Source organism: Microbacterium sp. W1-4-2 (genome assembly GCF_058349885.2).
This window is the reverse complement of record NZ_JBYRJC020000002.1, coordinates 533463-554216: the sequence shown is the minus strand read 5'-3', so window position 1 is coordinate 554216 and position 20754 is coordinate 533463. Positions and strand designations below refer to the sequence as shown.

The window sequence follows — 20754 nt, the reverse complement described above, 5'->3', positions numbered from 1 at the left end:
TGCCCTGCGCGGCCCTTCTCACAGCAGAGGATTCAGAATGTCACTGCAGACTTCCAAACGAGCACGTCTCCTGGCGGCCCTCGCCGCTGTCGGCGCGTCCGCGATCGTCCTCGCCGGCTGCGCGAGCGGCGGCGGCGGCAACAACAACGGCGGCAACGGGGGCGGCAGCTCGCTCCTGGTCGGCACGACCGACAAGATCACGTCGATCGACCCGGCCGGTTCGTACGACAACGGCTCGTTCGCCGTGATGAACCAGATCTACCCGTTCCTGATGAACAGCAAGTACGGCACCGCCGACGTCTCTCCCGACATCGCCACGTCGGCCGAGTTCACCTCGCCGACCGAGTACACGGTCAAGCTCAAGCCGGGCCTGAAGTTCGCCAACGGCCACGACCTGACCTCGTCCGACGTGAAGTTCACGTTCGAGCGCGTCGTCAAGATCAACGACCCCAACGGTCCCGCGACGCTGCTCGGCAACCTGGCGAGCATCGACACGCCGGACGCGACCACGGTCGTCTTCCACCTGAAGAACGCCAACGACCAGACCTGGCCGCAGATCCTGTCGAGCCCGGCCGCCCCGATCGTCGACGAGCAGGTCTTCTCGCCCGACAAGGTCACGCCCGACGCCGACATCGTCAAGGGCGACGCCTTCGCCGGTCAGTACACGATCGACTCGTACAAGATCAACGAGATCGTCGACTTCAAGCCCAACAAGGACTACCAGGGCGTGCTGGGCAAGGCCGCGAACTCCGGTGTCACCGTCAAGTACTACGCGGATGCCTCGAACCTGAAGCTCGCGATCGGCAACGGTGACATCGACGTGGCCTACCGCAGCCTGTCGCCCACGGACATCGCGGACCTGAAGGCGAACAACAAGAAGGTGCAGGTCGTGCAGGGCCCCGGCGGCGAGATCCGCTACATCGTGTTCAACTTCAACACGATGCCGTTCGGCGCGAAGACCTCCGAGGCCGACCCGGCCAAGGCGCTCGCCGTCCGCCAGGCGATGGCCGACCTGATCGACCGTGACCAGCTGTCGAAGGACATCTACAAGGACACCTACACGCCGCTGTACTCGTACGTCGCCCAGGGCATGACCGGCGCGAACGAGGCCCTCAAGAGCATGTACGGCGACGGCAACGGCGGCCCCAGCCTCGACAAGGCCAAGCAGACCCTCGATGCCGCCGGCGTGAAGGCCCCGGTGACGCTGAACCTGCAGTACAACGGCGACCACTACGGCCCGTCGTCGGGTGACGAGTACGCGGCGATCAAGACGCAGCTCGAGAACGGCGGCCTGTTCAAGGTGAACCTCGCCCAGACCGAGTGGGTGCAGTACTCCAAGGACCGCACCGCCGACGTCTACCCGATGTACCAGCTGGGCTGGTTCCCGGACTACTCGGATGCCGGCAACTACCTGGCGCCGTTCTTCACGAAGGACAACTTCCTCGGCAACCACTACGACAACAAGGACGTCCAGGCGCTGATCGCCAAGGAGGAGACCGACCCCGACGCGACCAGCCGCGCGAAGGAGATCGGCCAGGTCCAGGACCTGGTCGCCAAGGACCTGTCCACCCTGCCGTACCTGCAGGGCACGCAGGTGGCGATCGTGGGCACGGACGTCAAGGGCACGACCCTGGACGGCTCGTTCAAGTTCCGCTACGCCCCGCTGCACAAGTAAGTCCGATCGTGTTCCGCCCGGTCGCCGGCACCCCGGCGACCGGGCAGACGCGTGTGAGTAAGGTACCCGCATGACCACCGTCGTCGAAGCCGCCGACCTCGCGTCCAAACCCGTCCACGCCAAGAGCGGCGGGCTGTGGCGCTTCATCCTCGTCCGCCTGCTGCTGATCATCCCGACGGTGTTCATCCTCGTCACGGTCGTGTTCTTCCTGATGCGCCTGACCGGCGACCCGATCACCGCCGCCCTGGGCGGCAGGCTCACCCCCGACCAGCTCGCCCAGCGCATCCACGAGGCGGGCTACGACCGGCCGCTGATCGTGCAGTACTTCGAGTACCTGTCCGGCGTGTTCCGCGGCGACTTCGGGACGACCCTCACCGACCACCAGCCGGTGACGCAGATCCTGCTGACGTACGGCTCGGCGACCCTCGAGCTCGCGTTCTACGCCCTGATCGTCGCGTTCCTGCTCGGCATCCCCTTCGGCCTCATCGCCGCCTACAAGCGTGACCGCTGGCAGGACGCCCTGCTGCGGGTGATGGCGATCCTGGGCTACGCGACGCCGATCTTCTTCATCGCGATCCTGCTGAAACTCGTCTTCGCGGTGCAGTTCAACATCCTGCCGGTGTCGGGGCGGGCATCCACCCGCGTCGAACTGCAGCTCCAATCGCTGAACAACCCCACCGGCATCTACCTGATCGACGCGTTCCGCACCGGCAATCCCGATGCGGTGTGGGACGTGCTCTGGCATGCGGTGCTGCCCGGCCTTGCCCTCGGCATCCTGACCGCCGGCATCTTCCTGCGACTCGTGCGCATCAACGTGATCGGCACGCTCGGCGCCCAGTACGTCACGTCGGCGCGCTCCCGCGGCGTCGGCGAGTACCGGCTGGTCACCAAGCACGCCTACCGACCGGCCCTCATTCCGGTCGTCACGCTCATGGGGCTGCAGATCGCGGCGCTGCTGGCCGGGGCCGTGCTGACCGAGACGTCCTTCGAATGGAAGGGCCTGGGCTTCATGCTCGCGCAGTACCTGCAGGCGCGCGACTTCGTCGCCGTGCAGGGCATCGTCGTGATGATCGCGGTGGTGGTCGCCGTCGTGAACTTCTTCGTCGATGTGATCGCCGTGCTGATCGATCCGCGAGTGAGGTACTGAGATGACCATCGAAAAGGACCCCACCCCCACCGGCGCGCTCGACCCGATGCCCACCGGCGTCCTGGCCGCGCCCACCGAGCCGGCACGTCGTCCCCTGACCGACCGCATCCCCGTCGTCTCGCACCTCAAGCACAGCGTCGGCTGGCAGCGGGCCATGCTCGTGGTCGGGCTCGTTCTGACCGGGCTGTTCGTGCTCGTCGCGGTCTTCGCGCCGCTGATCGCGCCGTACGGATATGCGCAGCGCACCGTCGACGGCCATGACTTCGGAACGCTGCAGCCGCCGAACCCCACGAACCTGCTGGGCACGACCGTCAGCGGCTTCGACGTGCTCTCGCGCACGATCTGGGGGGCGCAGACCGCGCTGCTGGTGATCGTCTGCGCGATCCTGTTCTCGATCTTCATCGGCATCTTCGTCGGTCTGCTGTCGGGCTACTTCGGCGGCTGGATCGACCGCCTGCTCGTCGTGATCGCCGACGCCATCTACGCGTTCCCGTCGCTGCTGCTCGCGATCGTCATGGCGATCGTGATCAGCCACGGGCAGTCGAAGCTGTGGGGCGGCATCCTGGCCGCGGCGATCTCGATCACGGTGGTGTTCGTGCCGCAGTACTTCCGCGTCGTGCGCAGCGAGGTGCTGCGCGTGAAGGCCGAGCCGTTCGTCGAGTCGGCGAAGGTGATCGGCGTGCCGACGCTGCGCATCCTGGTGCGCCACGTGCTGCGCAACTCGATGCGCTCGGTGCCGGTCGTGGTGACCCTGAACGCCTCCGAGGCGGTGCTGACCCTGGCCGGCCTCGGCTTCCTGGGCTTCGGCATCGAGGCCACCGCCGCCGCCGAATGGGGCTACGACCTGTCGCGCTCGGTGCAGGATGTCACGAGCCACATCTGGTGGACGGCGATCCCGCCCGGAGTCGCGATCGTGCTGGTGGTGCTGGGCATCACCCTGGTGGGCGAGAGTCTGAACGACCTGAGCGACCCGCGGCTGCGCCGCCGTCGCCGCGTCGTCGCGAAGGGAGCCGAATGATGAGCGCACCGGTGTTCGACCCGCAGGCGCGGGACGCGGCATCCATCCGCGATCTCAAGGTCACGTTCGCGACCGACGGCGACCCGGTCGTGGCCGTGAACGGCATCTCGCTCGAGGCCCACGCCGGCGAGGTGCTCGCGATCGTGGGCGAGTCGGGGTCGGGCAAGACCGTGACGGCCAACGCGCTGCTCGGACTCCTGCCCGAGACCGCGACGCTGCAGGGGGCCCTGCTCATCCGCGGCCGCGAGAGCGGACAGACCGACGTCGTGCACGCCAGCCACGCGCAGCTGCGCGCGATGCGCGGCAAGGACGCGGCGATGGTGTTCCAGGAGCCGTCGACGGCGCTGAACCCCGTGTTCACGGTCGGGTTCCAGATCGCCGAGGGCCTGCGCGCGCACCACCGCATCTCGAAGCGCGAGGCTCGGCGCCGCGCGATCGACATCATGCGCCGGGTGGGCATCCCCGAGCCCGAGACGCGCGTCGACGACTACCCGCACCAGTTCTCGGGCGGGCAGAAGCAGCGCATCGTCATCGCGATGGCGCTCGTGCTGGACGCCGGCCTGATCATCGCCGACGAGCCGACGACCGCGCTGGATGTGACGGTGCAGGCCGAGATCCTCGACCTGCTGCGCGCCGCCCGCGACGAGTTCGGCGCGACCATCGTGCTCATCACGCACAACATGGGCGTGGTCGCCGACCTCGCCGATCGCGTCGTCGTGATGTACCAGGGCGACATCGTCGAGCAGGCGCCGGCGGCCGAGCTGTTCGCCGCGCCCCGCGAGGAGTACACGAAGAAGCTGCTGGCGGCGGTTCCGCACGTCGGGCGCGGCAAGAGCGCGAGGCAGGATGCCGCGGCCCCGGCGCCGAGCTCTCCCCCGGCCGGCTCGCTCGTGGTCGCGAAGGACCTGCAGATCGCGTACCCGGGACGGTTCGGCCGCGCCGGCGTCGTCGCGGTCAAGGGCGTCGACTTCTGGATCGCGCCCGGCGAGGTGCTGGGCCTGGTCGGCGAGTCGGGCTCGGGTAAGACGACGATCGGCCGCGCCATCGTCGGGCTCACCCAGGTGGTCGGCGGATCGCTGACCGTGCTCGGGCACGAGATGAACGGCAAGCGCGCCGCCTCGGCCCGGCACCTGAAGAAGCTGCGGCCCGACATCGGCTTCGTCTTCCAGGACCCGGCGACCAGCTTCAACCCGCTGCTGTCGATCGCCGAATGCATCGCCGAGCCGCTGGTCGTGCACGGGCGGGAGTCGAGCCCGCGGGCCGCCCGCGCGCGCGTGGACGAGCTGTTGGATGCCGTGCACCTGCCCACCACGTTCGGCGATCGGTTCCCGCACGAGCTGTCGGGCGGGCAGCGTCAGCGGGCGTCGCTGGCACGCGCTCTCGCCCTCGACCCGAAGCTGCTCATCGCCGACGAGCCGACCAGCGCCCTGGACGTGTCGGTGCAGGCGCGCGTGCTCGAGCTGTTCGACGAGCTGCAGCGCGAGCTCGGTTTCGCATGCCTGTTCATCAGCCACGACCTGGCCGTGATCGACGAGGTCGCCGACCGGATCGTCGTGCTGCGCCGCGGCACCGTCCGCGAGCAGGGCACCACCGTGCAGATGCTGGGCGACCCGCAGGACGACTACACGCGCCGGCTGCTGGCATCCATCCCCGTCCCCGACCCCGCGCAGCAGGCCGCGCGCCGCGCCGCGTGGGCCGCGGCCGAGGCCGCCGACAAGGGCTGAGCGCCTCGCCCGCCGACCCGGCTGGGCGCCCCGCGCGCCACGCCCGATCCCCAATCCCTATGGACCGCTCCCCAATCCCTATGGACTGGGCGAGTCAATACGCCATGGCATATGGATTCGCCCAATCCCTATGGATTGGGGGTGGTGGACTGGGAGGTGGGTCGGTTGATCGCGACGGACCTGCGAGGCTCAGCGACCGAGCCCGGTGCAAGGGTCAGGCGGGAAGGGCGGCGACCACGTCGATCTCGACGAGGATGCCGGCCAGCTGCGAGCCGACGGTCGTGCGCACCGGATAGGGCTCGGAGAAGAACTCCCGGTAGGCCTCGTTGAACGCGGCGAAGTCGGCGAGATCGGCCAGGTGCACCGTGGTCTTCACGCAGTCGTCGAGGGTCAGCCCCTGTTCGGCGAGCACGGCTGAGACATTGCGCAGCACCTGACGGGTCTGCTCGGCCACCGAGTCGGCGACGGCGCCCCCGTTCGCGGGGTCCTGCGGGCCGAAGCCGGCCGTGTAGAAGAAGCCGTTCGCCACGATGCCCTGGCTGTAGGGGCCCGCCGGCTGGGGGGCGTTCGCCGTGTGGATGGCGGTCTTGGTCATGAGGGATTCCCTTCTCTGATGGTCGATGATCGGACGGTGCCGATATGACGCAGGCCCCGTCCGGGGCGCTGGTCGGTGAGTTGCCCGTCGGTGAGCACGGGCGTGCCCGCCACGAACACGTCGTCGATGCCGATGGCCTCGCCCAGCGGCTCGTCGTAGGTGGCGGTGTCGGCGACGGTGCGCGGGTCGACGACGACGAGGTCGGCGACGGCGCCGGGAGCGAGGATGCCGCGTCCGCCGAGGCCGAAACGCTCGGCGGGCCCGGCGGAGAGATGCTGGGCGGCCGCGGCCCACGTCCAGGTGCCGGTCTCGCGCACGTACTCGCGCAGATAGCGGGCGAACGTGCCCCGGGCGCGGGGATGCGGGTGCGCGCCGATGAAGATGCCGTCGGAGCCGGCCATGTGCCGAGGGTGCGCGAAGATGCGCGCCAGCTCGCTGACCGGGCGCTGGTTCTGCACCGCCATGATGATGTTCGCCTGCAGCCGGCAGCTCCGCAGTGCGTCGAGCGTGAACTCGATCGGGTCGGTGCCGGCACGCGCGGCCGCGTCGGCGATCGTCAGGCCGTGCGCCCACGCGAGAGCGGGGTCGGACAGGTGCGCGAGCGTGATCATGCGTGGCCAGTCCGGGCCCAGACTCGGGTTCTGGGCGACGTGGGGGAACCACTCGCGGCGGAGCCGATCGCGTTCGGCCGGATCGCCGAGGGTCCGCATCACGTCGTCGACGGACTGGGCCGACAGCGCAGGCGGCAGCAGCGGCATGCCCATCAGGCTGCAGCCGCGGATGTAGGGATAGGCGTCGAAGGTGGCATTGGTGCCCGACGCCTCGAGCGCATCGAGCTGTGCGAGCACGATGTCGGCGTCGGCGTGGAAATGCGAGACGTGCGCGCGCAGGACACTGCCGGTCTCTTCGTGCGCCTGCCGTGCGATCGCGACGATCTCGTCGATGCCCGCGGCGGCGTTGGCCTCGTACCCGCCGCGCATGTGACTGACGTACACGCCGCCCGCAAGCGCCACCGGCGCGCACAGCGCGGCGATCTCTTGGGCGCTCTGGAACATGCCGGGCACGTAGTCGAGACCGGTCGACAGGCCGACGGCGCCGGCGCGCATGCCCTCGTCGACGAGGGCGATCATGGCGGTCCGCTGTGCGGCGGTGGGCGGGGTCTGCGAGCGGCCGCATACGTCGAACCGCACGGTGCCCGCGGGGACGAGGACGGCGCCGTTGATCCGCGATGCCCCGTCGAGCCAGGCGAGGTAGGCCCCGATGCCGCCGCCCGTGTAGCCCGGGTGGGCGCCGTTGATCGCCGCGAAGTACTCGCCGCCGTAACGGCCGTCGCCGGGCGCGTACGAGACGCCGTCCTGCCCGACGATCACCGTGGTCACGCCCTGCCGCAGCAGCGCCCGCTGCACATCGTCGTCGCCGAGCAGCCCGTCGACGTGCGCATGCGCGTCGATGAACCCCGGCATGACGAGCCGGTCCGTGCAGTCGACGACGGTGTCGCCGGGGCGGGGCTCGACGTCGCCGACCTCGACGATGGTCGTGCCCTCGATCGTCAGGTCGCCGGCGCGTTCGCCCCGCGGGTCGGCAAGCCGCCCGCCCCGCAGCACGATGCGGGCGGCGCCGTCAGCTGCCGTGTCGTTCATCGCTCGCGCCCGGCCATCAGAAGTACGTGCGCACCAGGTCGACCACGACGCCGGAGTCCCAGGAGTCCACCACAGGCAGCACCCGCCACTTGTCGAACGCCGTGCACGGGTGCGACAGCCCGAGGGCGACCACCGATCCCACCGGCGTCGGCAGCGCGTCGCCCGATCGCAGATAGCTGTGCTGGTCGTTCATCGCGGTGATCGCAGCGCCTGTGAGCGCGAATCGGGCCGCGCCCAGATCGGATGCCGTCTCGCGCGGGATCGGCAGGCCCTCGTCGTATGGGAAGTCGCGCTTGCCGCCGTCGAGCAGCGCGAGGCCCGGCTCGGGGTGCGACACGACTCGCGCGAGACCGCGCATCGCGGTGCGGAACCGCGGCGTCTCGGCCGACGCACGTGCCTCGTCGAACGGCGAGATCTGCCGGTAGAAGCCGTCGTCGTGCACGATGTAGGCGCCGGAGCGCAGCGTGAAGCGCGTGCGTGGGTCGTCGCCGGCCCCCGCGTCGGCGAACACGTCGGCGACCACGTCGAAGTACGCGCTGCCGCCGGCCGTGACGTACACGTCGCCGGGTCCGTACAGCTGCCGGATGCGCTCATGCAGCTCGACCAGCCGGCGCAGGTAGTCGCGTACCGACCGCATGCCGGGCTCGGACCGGTCGTGGGCGAGGCTGCCCTCGTAACCCGCGACGCCGGCCAGGCGCAGCGCGGGCGCCGCCGCCACCCTTTCGGCCACTGCGACGGCCGCGTCGACCGTGCGGGCGCCGGTGCGGCCGCCGGCCGCGCCCAGCTCGACGCAGACGTCGACGGGCTGCGGAGAGCCGGCAGCGGTCAGGATGCGTGCGAGGGCGTCCACGGTCTCGACACTGTCGACCCAGCACACGAACCGCAGGTCAGGATCGGCAAGCTCACCGCACAGCCAGTGCAGGGATCGCTCGTCCACGGCGGAGTTGGCGAGCATGATCGACCCGATGCCGAGGCTGCGCGCGGTGCGCACCTGCCCCATCGTGGCCAGCGTGATCCCGAGGGCGCCGGCGTCGAGCTGACGCCGCCAGAGTGTCGGCGACATCGTCGTCTTGCCGTGCGGCATGAGGTCGAGGCCGCGCGCACGGCACCAGGCGGCCATCGTGTCGACGTTGTGGCCGATGGCGCTGTCGTCGAGCACGATCAGCGGAGTCCAGAACTCCTCGAGCCGGGGCGGGGCGGCGAGGAACTCGGCGATCGTCATGCCGATCGCCCGCGACGGAATGCCCTTGTCGCGTGCAGTGAGCGGATCGGAGAGCAGCTCGGCGGCGGTCATCGCGGGCTCCTCAGGCCAGCAGCTGCGCGAGCGCGGGCAGCTGCGCCGGATCTTCGAGCGCCGAGCCGACGGCCACGACCCGAACGCCGGCCCGGAGGAACACGGGGGCGGTTGCGGCATCCATACCCCCGGTGGCGACGAACGTGGCCTGCGGGAACGGGCCGCGCATGGCGCCGAACCATCCGGTGCCCAGCAGCGACGCGGGAAACGCCTTGAGCCAGGTGAGTCCCTCGCGCAGCGCCAGCTGCACTTCGCTCGCCGTGGCGACGCCGGGCAGGGCCGGAAGACCCGCCTCGTGCGACGCGCGCACGACCTCGACGTCGAAGCCGGGGCTCACCGTGAACGCGGCGCCGGCGTCTTTGGCCTGGCGGACATGCTCCGGCGTCACCACCGTGCCCGCCCCGACGCGCAGGCCCCGGGCGGCCGCGGCCTCGGCGACGACCCGCAGCGCTTCGACGTCGGTGGGCGTCTGCACCGGCACCTCGACGGCCTCGATGCCGAGGTCCCACGCCGTGTTGGCCGTGGCGAGGCTGCGCTCGACGCCCATGCCGCGCAGGATCGCCATCAGGGGGATGTCCCCGAAGAGCTCACCGAACATCGAGTTGTCGGTCATGACAGTCCTTTCACAGCAGGCTCGTCGACGAAATCGCTCGTCGACAGCAGCACGAGCCGGGCGCGCTCGTGCCCGGCGGTCAGTCGCGCGGTGGCGTCGCCACCGCCGATGAGTGCGGCGAGATGGCCCGCCGCGAAGGCGTCGCCGGCACCGACCGGCTCGACGACGTCCGTCGGGATCGCCGCCACGAAGGCGGCCGTGTCGACGCCATCGACGCGCGCGTACTCGGCGGCGCCGACCGCGCCGTCCTTGACCACGAGCATCGCCGGCTCCGGCAGCAGGCGCCGCACGTCGTCGGCGGTCGTGCATCCCCACACGGTCTCGGCCTCGTCGAGTCCGACGAACACGATGTCGGCGCGGCGGGCGAGGGCCAGCAGCGTCGGAGCGGCCGTGCCCGGCTGCCAGAGCGCGGCGCGGTGGTTCACGTCGAAGCTGAGCAGCGCGGGGCTGGTCGCGACCCGCTCGATGATCGTGTCGATGAGCGCAGCGCACCTGCCGGACAGGGCCGGGGTGATGCCCGAGATGTGCACCACCGCGGCGTCCTCCAGCGGCACGTCGGCCACGGCATCGGGCCCCATGCGCGAGGCGGCCGAGCCCTGACGGTAATAGAGCACGCCGTTGCCCGGGTCCTTGAAGTAGACGCCCGTGGGTGCGGACGGGTCGGTGCGCACCCAGCCGACGTCGACACCGCGCCCCGCCACGGCGGCCCGCACGCGCTCGCCGAGGACGTCGGCGCCCACGGCGCTCACCCAGGCGGTGTCGATGCCGAGCGCGGCGGCGTGACTCGCCACGTTCGACTCGGCGCCGCCCACGTGCAGCCGCAGCTCGTCGGCCACAGCGAGCGACTGCGCGCGCGCAGGCGTGATCATCACCATGGTCTCGCCGAGGGTGATCAGGCGTGGAGTGGGTGCCGCGTTCATCGAGGACTATGCCTTGACCGTCGTGATGCTCTGGGTGGCGGCGAGCACGTGCAGCCGCTCGGACCCCTCTCGATCGGGACGGATGGATGCCACAAGGGTCGCGATGACGCCGACGACGGCGATGACCGACGAGTACACCACCACGGGCCAGAACGCGCCACCGGCGGCCGCGACCAGGGCCGCGCAGATGAGCGGGGCGAACCCGCCGCCGAGCGTGTTCGAGAACTGGTAGCCGATGTTCACGCCGGTCGTGCGCGCCTCGGGGTCGAACATCTCCACCAGCATCGTCGACAGGGTCGCCTGCATGGCCACGCCGAACACGACGAACCCGAGGATCTGACCCAGCCAGATGAGCCACATGTCGCCGGTGCTGAACAGCGCGAACGCCGGATAGACCATGGCGGCGAAGCCGAGGCATCCGATGATGTAGACCGTGCGACGGCCGATCCGGTCGGAGATGTGGCCCCACAGCGGTGCGACGACGATCTGCAGCAGGCCCACCATCATCGTGCCGGCGAAGCCCATCCATGCGGGCAGGTGCTTGTTCGTCACCATGAAGCCGAGGCCGTACGTGAGGATCACGTAGCCGGCGATCGACTGGGGCAGTCCGATCAGGATGCCCATGATGGCGTTCTTCGGGTGGCGGAACGCCTCGATCAGCGGGTTCGCCTTCTTGCCGGCGGCTTCGAGCTGCAGCGCCTGCGTCTGGGTGAACTCGTCCGACTCTTCGAGCTTGCGCCGCAGCAGGATCGCGATGATCGCCAGCACGATCGAGAACACGAACGGGATGCGCCAGCCCCACTGCATGAACCACGACGCGGGGGTCAGGCCGAGGGCTGCCATGAGGCCGCCCGACACGACGTTCGCGATGCCGGCGCCGCTGATGAGGAACGCGCCGTACAGGCCGTGCCTGCCGACGGGTGCGTTCTCGACCACCATCGTGGCGGCGCCGCCCATCTCTCCGCCGACGAAGAAGCCCTGGAACATGCGGCACAGCAGCAGCAGGATGGGCGCGAGGACGCCGATCGTGAGGTCGGACGGGATCAGCCCGATGCCGGTGGTCGCCAGACCCATGCCGACGACGGTGATCATGAGGACGACCTTGCGACCGGCCCGGTCGCCGACGATGCCCCAGACGATGCCGCCGAGCGGGCGCAGCAGGAATCCGACCGCGAACGTCGCGAACGAGGCGAGCTGGGCGACGACCGGATCGTCGCTCGAGAAGAAGACGGCGGGGAAGATGGCGGCCGAGGCGAGGCCGTACAGGTAGTAGTCGTAGTACTCCATCAGCGTGCCGATGGAACCGCCCGCGATCATCCGGCGCTGCCGGGGGGTTAGTCCTCTGCGGGTCTCTGCCTGGGTCATGAGAGCCTCCTTACTCCGTGCCCTGATGAACGGTCGCGTGATCGACCGATGGCAAAGCTAGCGCAAGTTGAACGGAATGTCTAGACTGAAGACAATTCGTTCAGTCTCGAACCGGGGGTGCAGAGTGGAAGACGTGGACATCCAGACGCACGAAACGTTCGAGAGCGCCGCCGAGGTGCTCGAGACCTTCCGTCCGGCGATGCGAGCGATCGCCGCCGCCAACGGCCCGGCGTGCGAAGTGGTGCTGCACAACCTCGACGGTGCCGACGTCGACCTCGGGCACACGATCGCGGCGATCGAGAACGGCCACGTCACCGGTCGCGAAGTGGGGGGACCGTCCACGAGTCTCGGCCTGAGCGTGCTGCAGAACCGCAAGGACGACCACGACGCGTTCGGCTACCGCGGTTTCACCGCCGACGGCCGCGAGCTGCGCTGCGCGAGCGTGTACTTCCGAAACCGTGCCGGAGACATCATCGCTGCGCTGTGCATCAACGTCGACCTGAGCGCCGTGCAGCAGGCGCGGTCGCTGCTCGACGCGCTGCTGCCGGACGCGCAGCAGACGACTCCGGCACAGCCCGACGAGCACTTCGGCCGCGACCTCGTGTCGGTGATGGACGCGATGATCGAAGAGGCGATCGCCGAGGCCGGCCGGCCTGTCGCACAGATGTCACGGGAGGACAGGATCGGCGTGCTGCAGCGACTCGACGCGCGCGGCGCGACCCAGATGCGCAAGTCGGTGGAGACCATCGCCGTGCGGCTCGGCATCTCGCGGGTGACGGCGTACGCCTACCTCGACGAGGCGCGTCGCGCCGCGAACTGAGCGGCGCGCAGAGGACGTTTCGACTCGCTGCGCTCGCTCAACGACCGGCTGCGGTCACGCCCAGGCGCCCGTTGCGACGAACTCCTCGAGCGCTGCGGTCGGCCCGGCAAGGTCCAGGCCGCGTTCGGCGACCCACGCGTCGTCGTAGTAGGTGTGCCGATACCTGTCGCCGGCATCGCACAGGAGCGTCACGACGCTGCCGGTCTCGCCGCGGCGCAGCATGTCGGCGATCAGTCCGAACGCCGCCCACAGGTTCGTGCCGGTCGACGCCCCGGCGCGAAAGCCCGTGCGCGCGGCGAGGAACCGCATCGCCGCGATGGACGCGGCATCGGGCACCCGCACCATGTGATCGACGATCTGCGGCAGGAAGCTCGGCTCCACCCGGTTGCGGCCGATGCCTTCGATGCGGCTCGCGCCGCTGGTGCGCACGTCGCGCGAGCCGGTCTGCCACGCGCCCAGGAACGCCGAGTTCTCGGGATCGGCCACGCACAGCTGGGTGGGATGCCGCAGGTAGCGCACGTACCGTCCGATCGTCGCGCTCGTCCCACCGGTGCCCGCGCCGACGACGATCCAGCGCGGGATGGGGTGCCGCTCCTGCGCCAGCTGGTCGAAGATCGACTCGGCGATGTTGTTGTTGCCGCGCCAGTCGGTCGCCCGCTCGGCGAACGTGAACTGGTCCATGTAGTGGCCGCCCGACTCGGCAGCCAGGCGCGCGGCCGCGTCGTACACGCCGGCGGCGTCGTCCACGAAGTGGCAGCGCCCCCCGTAGAACTCGATGAGGTCGATCTTCTCCTGCGTGGTCGTGCGCGGGATCACGGCGACGAACGGCAGCCCCAGCATCCGGGCGAAGTACGCCTCCGAGACGGCCGTCGACCCGCTCGAGGATTCGACGATCGTGGTGCCCTCGACGATCCACCCGTTGCACAGGCCGTACAGGAACAGCGAGCGGGCCAGGCGGTGCTTCAGGCTCCCGGTGGGATGCGTCGACTCGTCCTTCAGGTACAGCTCGATGCCCCAGTCCTCGGGCAGCGGAACGGTCAGCAGGTGCGTGTCGCTGGAGCGGTTCGCGTCGGCCTCGACCTTGCGCACGGCCTCGCTCACCCACTCCCGTGTGCGCCGGGCCTGTTCCAGATCGTGCATCCGCCCTCCTCGTCCGCTGCGAGCCTAGTCGCTGACATCACCGGGTGACCCCGAGGCGGACGGGCGGCCGTGCCCCGGGCGGGCGCCGTGGACTGACGACTCACCACATCCGGAAGAAGACCGACGCCCACACCGCGACGATGACGGCGGCGATCACCCACGTCAGCACGGGGATGCGCCGGCGCAGGCGCCTGCCCTGCTGGGCCACGCCCGGCGGCGGGGTGAGCATCGCGGGCGAGGCGAACGGGTGGGATGCCGCAGCCGCAGCCGTCGGCGCCCCCGCGGGGGCCGCGGCACCCGGCGCACCGCCGCCGGTCGCGACGCCCGGTTCGACGATTCCCGCGCGGGACGAGGCATCCATCGCCAGTCGCTCGTCGCGCCACCGCGCCCATTGCGCCATCTTGTCGAGGATCGCCCCGACCGTCGCGAACAGCCACGCCCACGTCGCCGGGTCCAGGGTCGACAGGTCGCGCTTGGCGTACAGGAACAGCCAGTCGTCGACGATCTCGACGTCGAGGGTGGCGGCGTGGTCGATGAATCGGGCCATGATGTCGGGCGTGAACAGGTACAGGGCGTCCTGCTCGTAGCCTTCGGGGCAGTACAGCGCGAAGTGGTCGTCGAAGTCGCCCTCGAGGCTCAGCCGCTGATCGCGTGAGAACGAGGCGGGCAGGTTCGAGCCGAACAGACCGTTGTTGCTGGTCGCGTCGAGCACGATGTTCGGCAGCGGCACGTCGAGCTTGATCGCGACGTACCCCCACCGGTGCGTGGTCTGCTCTTTGCCCGATCCGGTCGTGTACTGGTAGTTGCCGAACTCGACGAACCGCGGCCGGTCGCCGCGCACCAGGTCGGACGAGCGCCGGTTGCCGCCCAGCTGGAAGATCATGCCCGGCAGCCCGGGGGCGGTCATGCCCGGGTCGAACGACATGGCGTTGGCGCGGGCGAAGTTCGCCAGGCGGAATGCGCGGATCGCGCCGGCGCCGCGCACGATGTTCGCGATCACCGCGACGATGCCGCCGACGAACGCGATGAGCACGATGAACGGGATGACCGTGAACAGTCCGAACCCGCCGCCCATGCCGCCGCCGATGCTCACGAAGCTCGCGAACATCGTGCCGCCGATCGTGAGGAAGAACACCGCGAAGACGCTGATCATCACGATCCCGATGGTGCGCTGCGCCGTGGCGCCGCCGCCGCTCGCGCGCAGCTGCTTCGCGAAGGCGCGCGCGGCCGCCTTGTCGACCGGATCGGTCAGCGGGTGGGGATCGAAGGATGCCGTGGCCTGCGTCATCGGTTCACCTCGTCGGCATTGGGCCACAGGACGGCGTCGCCGGGGATCTCCGCGGCCTCCAGTCGCGGGTCGGCGACGATCGCCGCGACGAGCTCGGCGCTGCCGGCCACGATCGTGGAGTCGAAGTCGATCTCGGTCACCAGGACCCACGCGCGGTCGTCGGGCCAGATCAGACTCGGCGATGCGGGGTCGGGCCAGCCGGCCGTGTACGCGCCCTGCCAGGGCACGCGCCGGACCCACTGCTCGTCGGCGAACTCGGCCACTCCCCCGCGGAACAGCACGTACTCGCGATCGGGCAGGGTGAACCGCCGGCCGCGCGAGATCTCGTCGGACAGGACGCCCGGTTGCCACGTCGGCTTCTGGAACGGGTTGTTGAAGAAGTCGCGGACGGACGACCGGGCCAGGAACGACTCGTGCGGCGCGGGGACGGCGTCGGGATCGTCCGGGGTCGCAGCGGGAGCGTACTCCGCATACCGCCGCGGCACGCCGTCGACCAAGCCGCCGGAAGGCGCCACCCGCATCGACCCGACGAGGTCGCCCCAGCCTTCCCAGATCGCGATGCCCCCGGTATCCGGCGTCGTCGTGTGCGTTTGCAGGATCTGCGCGAGCGCGGCCAGGTCGTCGCGTTCGAGGTGGCCCTCCCGCGGGTCGTCGTAGCGCCAGCCGGCCGCATCGCGGGGACGTGCGCCCAAGCCGTGCGGCCCGGTCCGGCCGACCAGACTCCCCCACTGCGCGGTCGGGTGCATCGACGTGCCGAACGCGCGGGCGACGTCGCTCCACAGCACTCGCTCGGTGTCGATCTCGGGCGCATCGGCGGCGAACGCCTCCCAGGCGGCGCGGGTTGCGGCATCCTCTCCGTCCGCCGGCCAGTTGCGCCCGACGGGGTGCTCGCGATGCGCCGGGTGGAAGATCCGCGCGTAGGCCGGGAACCCGCGCGGCACGACGTCGTGCATGGTTCCCCGCCAGGGCTCGTCGATGCGCTCCCGAAGCCAGTCGCCGGCCGCGACATCCTGCGTCCACTGCATCCGTCCACGCTACCCGGGCGGAATCCGGATCACCGGTGGAATCGGGATCACCGGTTCAGCCGGTCGCCGGTCCAGCTCAGATCGGCGCCGGGCGGCAGCGCCCACGACTCGAACCGCGGATCGCGCAGGACGGCGTCGACGAGGTCGGCGGATCCCGCCACGACGGTGAAGTCGAAGTCGACCTCGCTGACCATGACCCACGCGCGATCGTCGGGCCACACGATGCTCGGCGACTGCGCCGAGGGCGCGATGCCGTGCCGCTCGGCCGGAAGGTCGCGCCACGGCATCCGCAGCATCCAGTCCCGGTCGGCGAGCTCGGCCACTCTCCCGCGGAACAGCACGAAGTCGCGGCCGGGCAGCTGCAGTCGCGGGCCGCGCGAGATCTCGTCGGAGAGGATGCCGGGCTGCCAGGTGAGCTGGCCGAACGGGTTCTCAGCGCGGTCGTCGACCGTGTGCGCCAGCAGCTCCGCGTGGCGCCGCTCGATGTCGTCGTCCGCCGCGTCGGTCGTCACCTTGGTGAGGAACTCGCGCGATGGGCCCGTGCCCATGCCGCCGACCAGGCCGCCGCGCCCTTCCCAGAGGGCGACGAAGCCTGCGCGCGGGGTGGACGTGTGCGCGGCGAGGACGCGCGCGAGCTCGGCCAGGGTGGCCGGTTCGAGCTCCCCGAGGAGTGGATCGGCGTAGCGCCACCCTGCCGCATCGCGGGGTGCGTCGTCGGCGCCGTAGGGATCGGTTCCGCGGCGCAGACGGTGCCACTGTGCCAGCGCGTGCATCCTCGTGCCGAACGCTGCGGCCGTGACCGCCCATGTCACCCGCTCGGTGTCGACCTCGGGCGCATCGGCGAGGAAGTCCTCCCATCCGTCGCGGTCGCCCTCGGCCGGCCAGTCGCGCCCGACGGGGCGCTCCCGGGTCGCCGGATGGAGGATGCGCGCGTACGCGGCGAACCCGCGCGGCACGACGTCGTGCATCGTCCCCCGCCAGGGCGCGTCCAATCGCTCGCGCAGCCAGTCGCCGGCTGCGGCATCCGGCGCCCACTCCATGGGTGTCACGCTACCGGGGCCGCGGCGCCATCGCGCTGTACTCGGCGAATCGCGAGGATCCGCGGCATCCGATAGACTGTCAAGGTTGTCTGGCGTGTCACGCGCCGGACGACGTGCAACACACCCTCCTGCTCACGGGAGATACCCGCGAGCCGTTCTAGTCCGAAGGAGGTGGGTTAGTGACGCACCAGTACGAACTCATGGTCATCTTGAACCCTGAGATCGATGAGCGCCAGGTTCCGACGCATCTGGACAAGTTCCTCAAGGTCATCACCGACGCCAAGGGAACGATCGAGAACATCGACATCTGGGGTCGTCGCCGCCTGGCGTACGAGATCCAGAAGAAGAGCGAGGGCATCTACGCCGTCGTCAACTTCACCGCGACCAGCGAGGCCACGCAGGAGCTGGACCGCCAGCTCAAGCTGAACGAGCTCGTGATGCGCACCAAGGTGCTGCGTGCCGAAGAGGCGATCGCCCAGGTCGCCGCTGAGAAGCAGCGCTCCGAGGCGAAGGCCGCCCGCAAGGCCGCCGCAGGCGCGAAGGCGTAACGACGATGGCCGGCGAGACGATCATCACCGTCGTGGGAAACCTCACGGCCGACCCCGAGCTGCGCTACACGCAGTCGGGCCTGCCCGTCGCGAACTTCACGATCGCGTCGACGCCGCGCACTTTCGACCGTCAGTCGAACGAGTGGAAGGACGGCGAAGCGCTGTTCCTCCGCGCGAGCGTGTGGCGGGAGTTCGCCGAGCACGTCGCGGGCTCGCTGACGAAGGGCTCGCGCGTCATCGCATCCGGGCGCCTGAAGCAGCGCTCGTACCAGGACCGTGAGGGCAACAACCGCACCTCGATCGAGCTGGAGGTCGACGAGATCGGCCCCTCGCTACGCTACGCGACCGCCCAGGTCACGCGCGCGGCCTCGTCCGGTGGCGGTGCCCCGCGTCAGCAGCAGGTCTCGGAAGAGCCGTGGGCGACCCCCGGGTCGAACAGCGGCGCCGACGCCTGGAGCACGCCCGGCAACTACGGCGACGACACGCCGTTTTGAGTCGGCTCGGGTCACGGTCGCGAAGCGACCTTGACGCGAGATCGACTCAAGGTCGAGCGAGCCCGTGCGGAAGTGCGAGCGAGTCGAAACCCGCGTGACAGAGCGCCCGGGCCGAGGCATCCCTCACAAGAACTCATCTGATCTAAGGAAACAACATGGCTGGAAAGTCGAGCGGCGACCGCCGCAAGCCGCGGAAGGGCGCGAAGAACGCCGCTCCCGCGAAGTCGATCCGTGTCGGCGTCATTGACTACAAGGACGTCGCCACCCTTCGCAAGTTCATCTCGGAGCGCGGCAAGATCCGCGCCCGTCGTATCACCGGTGTCTCCGTGCAGGAGCAGCGCCTCATCGCCCGCGCGATCAAGAACGCGCGCGAGATGGCTCTTCTGCCCTACGCCGGCGCCGGCCGCTAAGGAGCACCGCAATGGCAAAGCTGATTCTCACGAATGAGGTCGCCGGGCTCGGTAGCGCCGGTGACGTGGTCGAGGTCAAGAACGGGTACGCCCGCAACTACCTCATCCCCCAGGGCTTCGCTGTGGCGTGGACCCGCGGTGGCGAGAAGCAGGTGGCGTCGATCCGCGCCGCCCGCGACGCGCGCGCGATCCACGACCACGAAGAGGCCGTCGCGCTGAAGGATGCGCTCGAGGCCGCCAAGGTCAAGCTGACCGTCAAGGCCGGTGCCGAGGGTCGCTTGTTCGGCGCCGTCAAGACCGGCGACATCGCCGAGGCGGTCAAGGCCGCGGGCCTGGGCGACCTCGACAAGCGCAAGATCCACATCACCGCGCCGATCAAGGCCGTCGGTGAGCACGAGGCGACCGTTCGTCTGCGCGACGAGCTGACCGCCGTGATCACGCTGCAGGTGGTCGCCGCCAAGTAAGGCAGTGAACGCGGAGACGGCCGTCGACCCTCGGGTCGGCGGCCGTTCTCGCGCGGGCGAAGTCTCTCTCGTGAATGCTGCAGCTTGCCGCGCGCGGGCGAGAGGTCCGGATCGGGCGGCCCGTGAGCGACGTGGGGTCAGAGCCCGCGCGCGATCGCGGCCGCCGCGCCGAGCCATGCCCGGCGCGTCTCGGGACGCAGCGCGTCGAATGTGATGACGCCGTCCACGAGGGCCGCATCGAACGGGATGCTGACGACATCGCGCGCGATCGAGCGGAAGCCCTCCGCCACGTGATGGATGTCGGCGCCCGTCGCCTTCGGGTCGGCTTGGGTTACGACGGCCACCGCGTTGGCCGCGAGTCGCGCAGACCGCTCGTCGCGCTCGGCGAGGCCCTCGAGCAGCAGAGCCCCGGCTTCGGCGTGGTCGTCGCGAGTGGTCGTGGCGACCACGAGCTGGTCGGTGTGATCGATCATCTGCAGCCACAGCGGGTCGGTCTCGTCGTTGCCGGAGTCGATCACGATGAGTCGGTAGTACTTGGCCGCGACGGCGTGGATGCTCGAGACGTCCTGCGCCGTGATGCGCTGCTCGCTGGCCAGCACCGCGGGCTTCGAGCGCAGCACGTCGAACTTGTCGGCAGTCTGGTGATGGACGAAGCGGGCCAGGTCGGCGGACTGCGCGCTCGCGCCGAGCAGCAGACCCGTCCGTGGGAGCAGCTCGAGCAGAGTCGCATCGTGCGGGCCCTGCTCGGTGCGCCATCCGAGAGTGCCTCGGGTCTGGTTGTTGTCCCACGCGAGGACGCCGGCGCCGCCGTTGCGCGCGAACACGGCCGCCAGGTTGATGGTGGTGGGCGTCTTGCCGGCGCCGCCCTTGCCGTTGACGACGGCGATCGTGCGCGGCCCGGCCCAGTGCTGGGCCACGGCGTGCAGGTCGGCGCGCTCAGCGCGCTCCTTCGCATTCGGCGGCACCCGCAATCCGACCCGCACAAGGGCACCGCGCCAGCCCTTCGACGCCGGGCGCTCGACCTCCTCGTGCTTCAGGAACGACTGACGGGTCTGCGAACGCCTCGCGCGCTCGGGTGCGACGTGCGGTGCCACGCTCTGCGCAGGCGTGGCGCGCGAGGGTGCGGCCTCCGGCGGTGCGCTCTGCGGCGCCGAGTGTTGCGGGGCCACGCGCGGAATGCTCTGCGCAGGCGCGGCCGCCGGAGCCTGCTCGACGGTCCCCTGGTGGTTCGGCTGCGGCGCTGTGGGTGCGACGTCGGTGTCTTCCACGACGTTCACCCCGCCGTCCGGAGTCACCACGAGCTGGACGGCCACGTCGGGTTCGGTCACTGTGACGGGTACCGGAGCGCCGAGCTCTGCAGCACGAGCGGTCAGGCGACGGACGATCTCGCGCCGGGCGTCCTCGGGCCGGGTCGTCGAGATGCTCTCGGCGCGACCGTCGATGTGCAGGACGGCTGAGCCGTCTGCTCGGATCACGGCGGCGACCACCGTTGCGTTCGACATGGGCTGTTGTGCTCCTCAGCGGATCAGGCGGA

20 protein-coding genes are annotated in these 20754 nt (G+C 70.2%); 9 read left to right on the top strand and 11 right to left on the bottom strand.

The window, feature by feature from the left end; genetic code table 11:
- The first annotated feature begins 37 nt into the window (after window positions 1–37).
- From AC3RX0_RS10445 to AC3RX0_RS10430, 4 genes are all read left to right on the top strand, one after another.
- A complete protein-coding gene (locus AC3RX0_RS10445; protein WP_491505918.1) occupies window positions 38–1675 on the top strand; it encodes an ABC transporter substrate-binding protein in 1638 nt (545 codons plus the stop codon).
- A 70-nt stretch (window positions 1676–1745) separates the two neighbouring features.
- Entirely contained in the window at window positions 1746–2822 is a 1077-nt protein-coding gene (locus tag AC3RX0_RS10440; protein WP_491505917.1) for an ABC transporter permease, read from the top strand.
- A gap of 46 nt (window positions 2823–2868) precedes the next feature.
- Window positions 2869–3840, top strand: a complete 972-nt coding sequence (locus tag AC3RX0_RS10435) for an ABC transporter permease (RefSeq protein ID WP_491506338.1) — start codon at window positions 2869–2871, stop codon at window positions 3838–3840.
- Window positions 3837–5564 (top strand): dipeptide ABC transporter ATP-binding protein, encoded by a 1728-nt coding sequence (locus tag AC3RX0_RS10430; protein ID WP_491505916.1) that lies wholly within the window; start codon window positions 3837–3839, stop codon window positions 5562–5564. Before AC3RX0_RS10435 ends, AC3RX0_RS10430 begins: the two co-directional genes overlap by 4 nt.
- Window positions 5565–5778: 214 nt before the next feature.
- Here AC3RX0_RS10430 and AC3RX0_RS10425 read toward each other — a convergent pair whose 3' ends face one another.
- The 6 genes from AC3RX0_RS10425 to AC3RX0_RS10400 are packed head-to-tail and all read right to left on the bottom strand — an operon-like array spanning window position 5779 to window position 11991.
- A complete protein-coding gene (locus tag AC3RX0_RS10425) occupies window positions 5779–6159 on the bottom strand; it encodes a RidA family protein (protein WP_491505915.1) in 381 nt (126 codons plus the stop codon).
- Window positions 6156–7799, bottom strand: a complete 1644-nt coding sequence (locus AC3RX0_RS10420) for an N-acyl-D-amino-acid deacylase family protein (RefSeq protein ID WP_491505914.1) — start codon at window positions 7797–7799, stop codon at window positions 6156–6158. The genes AC3RX0_RS10425 and AC3RX0_RS10420 overlap by 4 nt, the downstream gene beginning before the upstream one ends.
- Window positions 7800–7815: 16 nt before the next feature.
- Window positions 7816–9093, bottom strand: coding sequence for an alanine racemase (locus AC3RX0_RS10415; protein WP_491505913.1), 1278 nt, complete (start codon window positions 9091–9093; stop codon window positions 7816–7818).
- A gap of 10 nt (window positions 9094–9103) precedes the next feature.
- On the bottom strand, window positions 9104–9706 hold the full coding sequence (locus AC3RX0_RS10410; RefSeq protein WP_491505912.1) for a bifunctional 4-hydroxy-2-oxoglutarate aldolase/2-dehydro-3-deoxy-phosphogluconate aldolase: 603 nt from the start codon (window positions 9704–9706) through the stop codon (window positions 9104–9106).
- Complete coding sequence (locus tag AC3RX0_RS10405) at window positions 9703–10626, bottom strand: sugar kinase (RefSeq protein WP_491505911.1); 924 nt, start codon at window positions 10624–10626, stop codon at window positions 9703–9705. The genes AC3RX0_RS10410 and AC3RX0_RS10405 overlap by 4 nt, the downstream gene beginning before the upstream one ends.
- Before the next feature lie 6 nt (window positions 10627–10632).
- Window positions 10633–11991 carry an MFS transporter gene (locus tag AC3RX0_RS10400; RefSeq protein ID WP_491505910.1) on the bottom strand — a complete coding sequence of 453 codons (1359 nt, stop codon included), beginning with the start codon at window positions 11989–11991 and terminating at the stop codon, window positions 10633–10635.
- Window positions 11992–12067: 76 nt separating this feature from the next.
- On the opposite strand from AC3RX0_RS10400, the gene AC3RX0_RS10395 reads away from it, so the two are divergent.
- Window positions 12068–12811: a helix-turn-helix transcriptional regulator gene (locus AC3RX0_RS10395; protein WP_491505909.1), complete on the top strand. Its 744-nt coding sequence runs from the start codon at window positions 12068–12070 to the stop codon at window positions 12809–12811.
- A 54-nt stretch (window positions 12812–12865) separates the two neighbouring features.
- Here AC3RX0_RS10395 and cds1 read toward each other — a convergent pair whose 3' ends face one another.
- The 4 genes from cds1 to AC3RX0_RS10375 form a co-directional block, all read right to left on the bottom strand.
- Entirely contained in the window at window positions 12866–13951 is a 1086-nt protein-coding gene (cds1, locus tag AC3RX0_RS10390; RefSeq protein WP_491505908.1) for an L-cysteine desulfhydrase Cds1, read from the bottom strand.
- A gap of 100 nt (window positions 13952–14051) precedes the next feature.
- Entirely contained in the window at window positions 14052–15239 is a 1188-nt protein-coding gene (locus AC3RX0_RS10385) for a hypothetical protein (RefSeq protein WP_491505907.1), read from the bottom strand.
- A complete protein-coding gene (locus AC3RX0_RS10380) occupies window positions 15236–16264 on the bottom strand; it encodes a hypothetical protein (protein WP_491505906.1) in 1029 nt (342 codons plus the stop codon). Before AC3RX0_RS10380 ends, AC3RX0_RS10385 begins: the two co-directional genes overlap by 4 nt.
- 47 nt (window positions 16265–16311) lie before the next feature.
- A complete protein-coding gene (locus AC3RX0_RS10375; protein ID WP_491505905.1) occupies window positions 16312–17304 on the bottom strand; it encodes a hypothetical protein in 993 nt (330 codons plus the stop codon).
- 179 nt (window positions 17305–17483) lie between these two features.
- Here AC3RX0_RS10375 and rpsF point away from each other — a divergent pair, with 179 nt between their 5' ends.
- The 4 genes from rpsF to rplI all read left to right on the top strand — a co-directional run bounded on the left by rpsF (window position 17484) and on the right by rplI (window position 19220).
- Window positions 17484–17852, top strand: coding sequence for a 30S ribosomal protein S6 (rpsF, locus tag AC3RX0_RS10370; protein ID WP_491505904.1), 369 nt, complete (start codon window positions 17484–17486; stop codon window positions 17850–17852).
- Between the two features lie 5 nt (window positions 17853–17857).
- Window positions 17858–18346 carry a single-stranded DNA-binding protein gene (locus tag AC3RX0_RS10365; protein ID WP_491505903.1) on the top strand — a complete coding sequence of 163 codons (489 nt, stop codon included), beginning with the start codon at window positions 17858–17860 and terminating at the stop codon, window positions 18344–18346.
- Window positions 18347–18501: 155 nt separating this feature from the next.
- A complete protein-coding gene (rpsR, locus tag AC3RX0_RS10360) occupies window positions 18502–18756 on the top strand; it encodes a 30S ribosomal protein S18 (RefSeq protein ID WP_029146075.1) in 255 nt (84 codons plus the stop codon).
- A gap of 11 nt (window positions 18757–18767) precedes the next feature.
- Window positions 18768–19220, top strand: a complete 453-nt coding sequence (gene rplI, locus AC3RX0_RS10355; RefSeq protein WP_491505902.1) for a 50S ribosomal protein L9 — start codon at window positions 18768–18770, stop codon at window positions 19218–19220.
- 137 nt (window positions 19221–19357) lie between these two features.
- On the opposite strand, the gene AC3RX0_RS10350 is transcribed toward rplI, so the two are convergent.
- Complete coding sequence (locus tag AC3RX0_RS10350) at window positions 19358–20722, bottom strand: MinD/ParA family ATP-binding protein (protein ID WP_491505901.1); 1365 nt, start codon at window positions 20720–20722, stop codon at window positions 19358–19360.
- Window positions 20723–20754 lie beyond the last annotated feature (32 nt).

Coding starts and splice junctions, on each gene's coding strand:
- AC3RX0_RS10445 (WP_491505918.1), top strand. CDS start 38: ATGTCACTGCAGACTTCCAAACGAGCACGTCTCCTGGCGGCCCTCGCC.
- AC3RX0_RS10440 (WP_491505917.1), top strand. CDS start 1,746: ATGACCACCGTCGTCGAAGCCGCCGACCTCGCGTCCAAACCCGTCCAC.
- AC3RX0_RS10435 (WP_491506338.1), top strand. CDS start 2,869: ATGCCCACCGGCGTCCTGGCCGCGCCCACCGAGCCGGCACGTCGTCCC.
- AC3RX0_RS10430 (WP_491505916.1), top strand. CDS start 3,837: ATGATGAGCGCACCGGTGTTCGACCCGCAGGCGCGGGACGCGGCATCC.
- AC3RX0_RS10425 (WP_491505915.1), bottom strand. CDS start 6,159: ATGACCAAGACCGCCATCCACACGGCGAACGCCCCCCAGCCGGCGGGC.
- AC3RX0_RS10420 (WP_491505914.1), bottom strand. CDS start 7,799: ATGAACGACACGGCAGCTGACGGCGCCGCCCGCATCGTGCTGCGGGGC.
- AC3RX0_RS10415 (WP_491505913.1), bottom strand. CDS start 9,093: ATGACCGCCGCCGAGCTGCTCTCCGATCCGCTCACTGCACGCGACAAG.
- AC3RX0_RS10410 (WP_491505912.1), bottom strand. CDS start 9,706: ATGACCGACAACTCGATGTTCGGTGAGCTCTTCGGGGACATCCCCCTG.
- AC3RX0_RS10405 (WP_491505911.1), bottom strand. CDS start 10,626: ATGAACGCGGCACCCACTCCACGCCTGATCACCCTCGGCGAGACCATG.
- AC3RX0_RS10400 (WP_491505910.1), bottom strand. CDS start 11,991: ATGACCCAGGCAGAGACCCGCAGAGGACTAACCCCCCGGCAGCGCCGG.
- AC3RX0_RS10395 (WP_491505909.1), top strand. CDS start 12,068: ATGTCTAGACTGAAGACAATTCGTTCAGTCTCGAACCGGGGGTGCAGA.
- cds1 (WP_491505908.1), bottom strand. CDS start 13,951: ATGCACGATCTGGAACAGGCCCGGCGCACACGGGAGTGGGTGAGCGAG.
- AC3RX0_RS10385 (WP_491505907.1), bottom strand. CDS start 15,239: ATGACGCAGGCCACGGCATCCTTCGATCCCCACCCGCTGACCGATCCG.
- AC3RX0_RS10380 (WP_491505906.1), bottom strand. CDS start 16,264: ATGCAGTGGACGCAGGATGTCGCGGCCGGCGACTGGCTTCGGGAGCGC.
- AC3RX0_RS10375 (WP_491505905.1), bottom strand. CDS start 17,304: ATGGAGTGGGCGCCGGATGCCGCAGCCGGCGACTGGCTGCGCGAGCGA.
- AC3RX0_RS10365 (WP_491505903.1), top strand. CDS start 17,858: ATGGCCGGCGAGACGATCATCACCGTCGTGGGAAACCTCACGGCCGAC.
- rpsR (WP_029146075.1), top strand. CDS start 18,502: ATGGCTGGAAAGTCGAGCGGCGACCGCCGCAAGCCGCGGAAGGGCGCG.
- rplI (WP_491505902.1), top strand. CDS start 18,768: ATGGCAAAGCTGATTCTCACGAATGAGGTCGCCGGGCTCGGTAGCGCC.
- AC3RX0_RS10350 (WP_491505901.1), bottom strand. CDS start 20,722: ATGTCGAACGCAACGGTGGTCGCCGCCGTGATCCGAGCAGACGGCTCA.